The sequence below is a fragment of the Clostridia bacterium genome, from assembly GCA_017438525.1.
Classification (GTDB): domain Bacteria; phylum Bacillota; class Clostridia; order Oscillospirales; family RGIG8002; genus RGIG8002.
This window is the reverse complement of sequence record JAFRVI010000064.1, coordinates 1-5,034: the sequence shown is the minus strand read 5'-3', so window position 1 is coordinate 5,034 and position 5,034 is coordinate 1. Positions and strand designations below refer to the sequence as shown.

Here is a 5,034-nt window from a genome sequence, read left to right as displayed (position 1 = left end):
AGCTAAATTGACGGCTGACGCCGTCAGCTAAATTTGCGGCTGCGCCGCAAGCTTAAGGAACAAATCGGCTGCGCCGATTTGAATAATTCAAATTGCCTGCGGCAATTTGTTCGTCAGCTGATGCGAAGCATCAATTTAGCTGCGCCGAAGGCGCAATTTAGCTATCGCGAAGCGATAATTTAGCTGACGCGTCAGCGTCAATTTCGCTGCGGCAAAGCCGCAATTTCACTCGCGTTCAAAGCCCCCGCTTTGAACGCGATACACCGCGCCGCCTTCAAACTCGCTCGCGTCGCACGCGGTAACTATCCGCTGCATACCGCCAACGCGCGAAAGCAGGAAATCCCGCCTGCCCGCGTCCAGCTCGGAGAGCACGTCGTCGAGCAGGAGCACCGGCGGCTCGCCGGCGCTTTCGCGCAGGAGCTCCGCCTCGGCGAGCTTCAGCGCGATGACCGCGGAACGCTGCTGTCCCTGCGAAGCGAACCGCCGCCCGTCGCGTCCGGCGACGGAGATGCGTATATCGTCGCGGTGCGCGCCGCAGGTGGTGTAGCCGACCCGCAGATCGTCCGCGCGCGTCTTTTTCAGCATCGCGGCCGCTTCCTCCTCGGTCGCGCCGCCGCTGCACTCGAACCCGACATCGAACTCCTCGCCCGACGCGAGCTCGGCGTATATGCGCCGCGCGGACTCCGAAAGCCGCGCGCAGAACGCCGCGCGCTGACGCGAAAGCTCCGCGCCGAGCTGCGCCAGACGCCCGTCCCACGCGGAGAGCAGGTCGTCCAGCCCGCTGAACATGCGCGCGTCCTTCAAAACGCGGTTGCGCTGTTCGAGCGCGCGCCTGTAGTTATTCATCAATCCGATCGCCGCGGGCTTCTCGCGCGCGAGCGCCATATCGAGAAACCTGCGCCGTTCCTCCGGCGAGCCGCGCACTATCTCGAGGTGCGCGGGCACGAAGAGCACGGCGGCGAACCGCCCGTAAAGCTCCCCGGCGCGCTTCTGCGGCACGCCGTTTATCTCGATCTCGCGCCTGCGCTGCGGGTCGCGGAAGAAGCGTAAGCCGATCTCCTGCTCCCTGCCGGCGCTCTCGAAGCGCAGGTCGACGGAGGCGGACTCCGCGCCCTCGCGGATCAGGTCGCTCTCGCGCTGAGCGCGGAAGCTCTTGCCCCAGGACGCGACGAAGACCGCCTCGAGCATGTTGGTCTTGCCCTGGGCGTTGTCGCCGCGCAGCACGGTCAGCTCGGGGTCGAACTCCAGCTCCGCCGCCGCGACGTTGCGGAAATCTTTTATTGTGACGGATTTTGCTATCATACGACCATCTAATAGTTAAATATGGTATGCAATGAATTGACGCCTTCGGCGAACGCCGAGGGCTTCGCCTTACTGCTGCTGCCTGTGATAAACAAATTCCGGTATATCATCACTACCGAAAAATGTCAGCGTATCACCCGAGAGACTGAACATGAACATCAGGTTATCATCGGTATTCGGCATATATACCCTTATATATTCCCCGTATTGTTCAAGCGTGTAATTTTCTACCATATACTCATCGCCGGACCCCATGGAAAACTTGCTGTCCGAGGTTATACGTATAAAGTCATCGCCATCGGTACGCCATTCGCCGATGAGATCTTCAAGGGTGACCGTCTCGACCGGACGCGTGAAGACGATACGCAAGCCTTCTTCGTCGGTTATCGTCAGGACGTCGTCTTCTACGCCGTAGTAGTAATAATACGTGTCCGTATCGTCTACTAAGTAGAACTTGCCGTCATGCGTGTAAACACCAACGGGATTGCCGTTATAAACTGCGGCGCCATTTCCGAAGATAATAAACTCTCTATCGCCTCCGCTCACCCATCTGCCGATAATACTCTCGTCGAGTTCCGGCTCCGTAACCTCCGCTCGGTAGTAGTTATAAACTGCAGTGCTGTAGGGATCCTGCAGGGTGAGGGTATCGCCGTCGATCTTGTATATGAGATGGGTAACGCCCAAGGTGTTCGTCATTTCAAAGCTGTGCGAACTGCGCATTTTGTAGGTGGAATCGTAGCCGCACCATATGAGGGTGCCGTCGGCGTTGAAGTCGAAATAAATATCCGGATCGTCGACGCTGATCCACTTGCCGAGCAGTTCAGATCCTTCCTTCGGCGCGGGCGCCGTTCCTTCGCGCTTATAGACGAGGTCGCCGCCGTAAGCTTCATCGTGGAGCGTGAGCGTGTCGCCGTCGAACGAGTAGGTGTAGTAGATGTCGTCGGAAGCCCCGATCCTAATAACCAGGTACTTCGTCTCTTCAATCTCTGCAAACTGGTACCTGAACGGGGTGCTCATATCCGTCCCGGTGTCGTCGGAGGGAAAAGTCGTCCCGGTGCCGTCGGCGTTGAATACTAATGTATCTTCACCATCGACGTTAACCCATCTCCCGACCAGGTCTTTATCGCCGTCTCTGACTTCCGGCTGTCCGTCTTCTTTCGCGCACCCCGCGAACGCCGTCGCGCAGATCACGCACGCCAGTACGCACAAGATGATACGTATAATTCTTTTCATTATTTTCTCCTCCTATGCCACAGACGAGCTACTGCGCGCAGAAAAGGCCCTCTTACCTAATCTCTGTGATAAACTATCGTAACGTTCCCGTTATCGTCATAGAAGGTCAGCGTGTCGCCCTCCTGCTTGAAGTGCATATAGTAATCCTCTTCACTCTGCGGGATATACAGGCGCATAACATCTCCGTTTATCTCCATGACGTACTGCGTGCCGTCTGCGGTAGTGTAGGTACTGCCGTTAATGTCGACACGGCCGCCGCCGTCGGTGTACCACGTACCGTCAAGCGTATCCGCCTCCGTCTCCGCGCTCGCGCGGTGGAAATCGAAGCCGGCGCCGTACTCGTCGTAAAGCGTCATGAAGTCGCCGTTCAGCGTGTAGGTGTAGGTCTCCGACACGCCGCCCTCGGTCCAGACCATCCTGCCGTTCTCGGCGGAGATGTAGATGATCTCGTCGTCGATATAGGTGGCGGTGCCGTTGGCGTAGATCGTCAGCAGGTCGCCGTCGTCGTCCTTCCAGTAGCCGAGGAGGTATGGATCGACCGTCCCCGCCGTCTTCGCTTCGTCGCGGGTGTAGGTCCAGGTGACGTTTTCGTTGGGATCGTGTATGATCAGCTTGCCGTCCTCGAGCTTATAAGTATAGTTGTAAGAAGCGCCGTCGTTGTCGTTCGTCCAGACCATCCTGCCGTCCTTCGCGGTGAGGGTAACGCCCTTGCCGTCGAATTCCGCGGAGCCGTCCTCGCCGATGACGAGCTTCGTGCCGACCTGATCGACCCAGCTGCCGACTATCGCGGAGTCGAACCCGCTTTCCGTTCCGGAGCCGCCCTTGCGGGTGAGCGTCGCCTCGAGCTCGCCGCTGTCGACGTTGTAGAGCTTGAGCACGTCGCCGTCCAGCTCGTAGCGGTAGCTCTCGGTATCGTCGCTGTCGGGGACGTAGACGGTGAAGATATCGCCCTCGAGCTTCAGCGAATAATCGCGGCCGTTCGCGCCGCGGAGGCGGTCGCCGTCGATGACGATCTCGCCGCCGTAGCCGTTATCCCACGTGCCGATGAGGTCGCCGTAGACCGCCTTCTGCGCGAGTTCGGAGCCGCCCTTCTGGCGGAAGTTCATCGTCTCCTCGCCGTCCTCGTCGTAGAGCTTGAACCTGCCGTCGACGACCTCGAAGGTGCGGACGAAGGGCTCGGAAGCCGCGTCGTCGGGGGTGACTTTGAGCTTGTTATCCTCGATCTCGTAGGTGTAGGTGGTCTTGACGTCGTCGTAGGAGATCTCGGTGATGGCGCCGTCGTCAACGATGAAATCCTTGACCGAATCGCTCGCCCATCTGCCGACGATCTCGCGCCCGGCGGGGGTCTCCGCGCCCTTGCGCGTGTACGCCTCGGGGAAGGAAACGCCGTCCTCCTGATAGTAGAGCGTAAGCGCGTCGCCGACGACCTTGAAGATATATTCGAGCACGTCGTCGCCGCTCGTAAGCTTGAGCTTGTCGCCGTCGCGAGCGACGGAATACTCGGTCGCGTCCTCGCTCACGTCGTTGCGGACGGTCGCCTTGTCGCCCTTGAACTCGACCGTGAAGCCGCTTCTGTCGTTCACCCATTCGCCGTCGACGGACTTTTTGCCCGTCAGGAAGCCCGGCCAGACGAAGAGCGCGACCGCCGCCAGCCCGAGGACGAGGATTATCGCGATTATCGCGATCCACATTCCCTTTTTGCTCTTCTTCGGCGCGGGCGCACCGTAGGGCGCGCCGTAAGGCACACCGTAGGGCTGTCCGTAGGGTTGCGCAATGCCTTCCCCTTGAGGGGAAGGTGGCGCGAACGCGCCGGCGGTCGCGTCGGATGAGGTGCAGCCGCCGAAGGCGGCGTTGCTCTGCTGTTGGGGGTATTGCTGCTGCCCGTAGGGCTGCTGATACTGCTGCTGCCCGTAGGGCTGCTGATACTGCTGCTGCCCGTAGGGCTGCTGCGCAAAGCCTTCCCCTTGAGGGGAAGGTGTCGCGGGCGCGCCGGCGCCCGTGACGGATGAGGTGTAGCCGCCGTAGGCGGCGTTATCCCCCGCCCCGCGCAGAGCGTCGCCCGCCTGCTGCGCGCCTGTCATTCCGAGCGCAAGCGAGGAATCCCCCGCCTCGCGCAGAGCGTCGACCGGCTCCGCCGCCTGCCCGACGAACTCGCTGTTTCCGCACTCGGTGCAGAACTTCGCTTCGGCGGGCATCGGACTCCCGCAGTTTTTGCATATTTTATCCATAAACATACTCCCTTCCGGCTCGCTTTGCCCGGAGTGAAATCGTTCGCCTATCGGCTCAACGAAGCTAAATTCACGCCTTCGGCGTGAGCTAAATTGACGCTTCGCGTCAGCTGAATTATCGCTTCGCGATAGCTAAATTGATGCTTCGCATCAGCTGACGAACAAATTGCCGCAGGCAATTTGAATTATTCAAATCGGCGCAGCCGATTTGTTCCTTAAGCTTGCGGCGCAGCCGCAAATTTAGCTGACGGCGTCAGCCGTCAATTTAGCT

The 5,034-nt window shown here is 59.7% G+C and carries 3 protein-coding genes; all 3 read right to left on the bottom strand.

Annotated features, from left to right (window positions below; all coding sequences use genetic code 11):
• Positions 1 to 225 precede the first annotated feature (225 nt).
• The 3 genes from IJL83_06170 to IJL83_06160 all read right to left on the bottom strand — a co-directional run bounded on the left by IJL83_06170 (position 226) and on the right by IJL83_06160 (position 4,763).
• The gene (locus IJL83_06170; protein ID MBQ6553181.1) at positions 226 to 1,302 is read right to left on the bottom strand and encodes a DNA replication/repair protein RecF; all 1,077 of its coding nucleotides are present in this window, start codon (positions 1,300 to 1,302) and stop codon (positions 226 to 228) included.
• A 69-nt stretch (positions 1,303 to 1,371) separates the two neighbouring features.
• Positions 1,372 to 2,535, bottom strand: a complete 1,164-nt coding sequence (locus IJL83_06165; GenBank protein MBQ6553180.1) for a hypothetical protein — start codon at positions 2,533 to 2,535, stop codon at positions 1,372 to 1,374.
• Positions 2,536 to 2,591: 56 nt separating this feature from the next.
• Positions 2,592 to 4,763, bottom strand: coding sequence for a hypothetical protein (locus IJL83_06160; protein MBQ6553179.1), 2,172 nt, complete (start codon positions 4,761 to 4,763; stop codon positions 2,592 to 2,594).
• Positions 4,764 to 5,034 lie beyond the last annotated feature (271 nt).

What these genes read in the sequence shown, in the direction of transcription:
- IJL83_06160 (MBQ6553179.1), bottom strand. Translation starts at nt 4,763, where the DNA reads ATGGATAAAATATGCAAAAACTGCGGGAGTCCGATGCCCGCCGAAGCG.
- IJL83_06165 (MBQ6553180.1), bottom strand. Translation starts at nt 2,535, where the DNA reads ATGAAAAGAATTATACGTATCATCTTGTGCGTACTGGCGTGCGTGATC.
- IJL83_06170 (MBQ6553181.1), bottom strand. Translation starts at nt 1,302, where the DNA reads ATGATAGCAAAATCCGTCACAATAAAAGATTTCCGCAACGTCGCGGCG.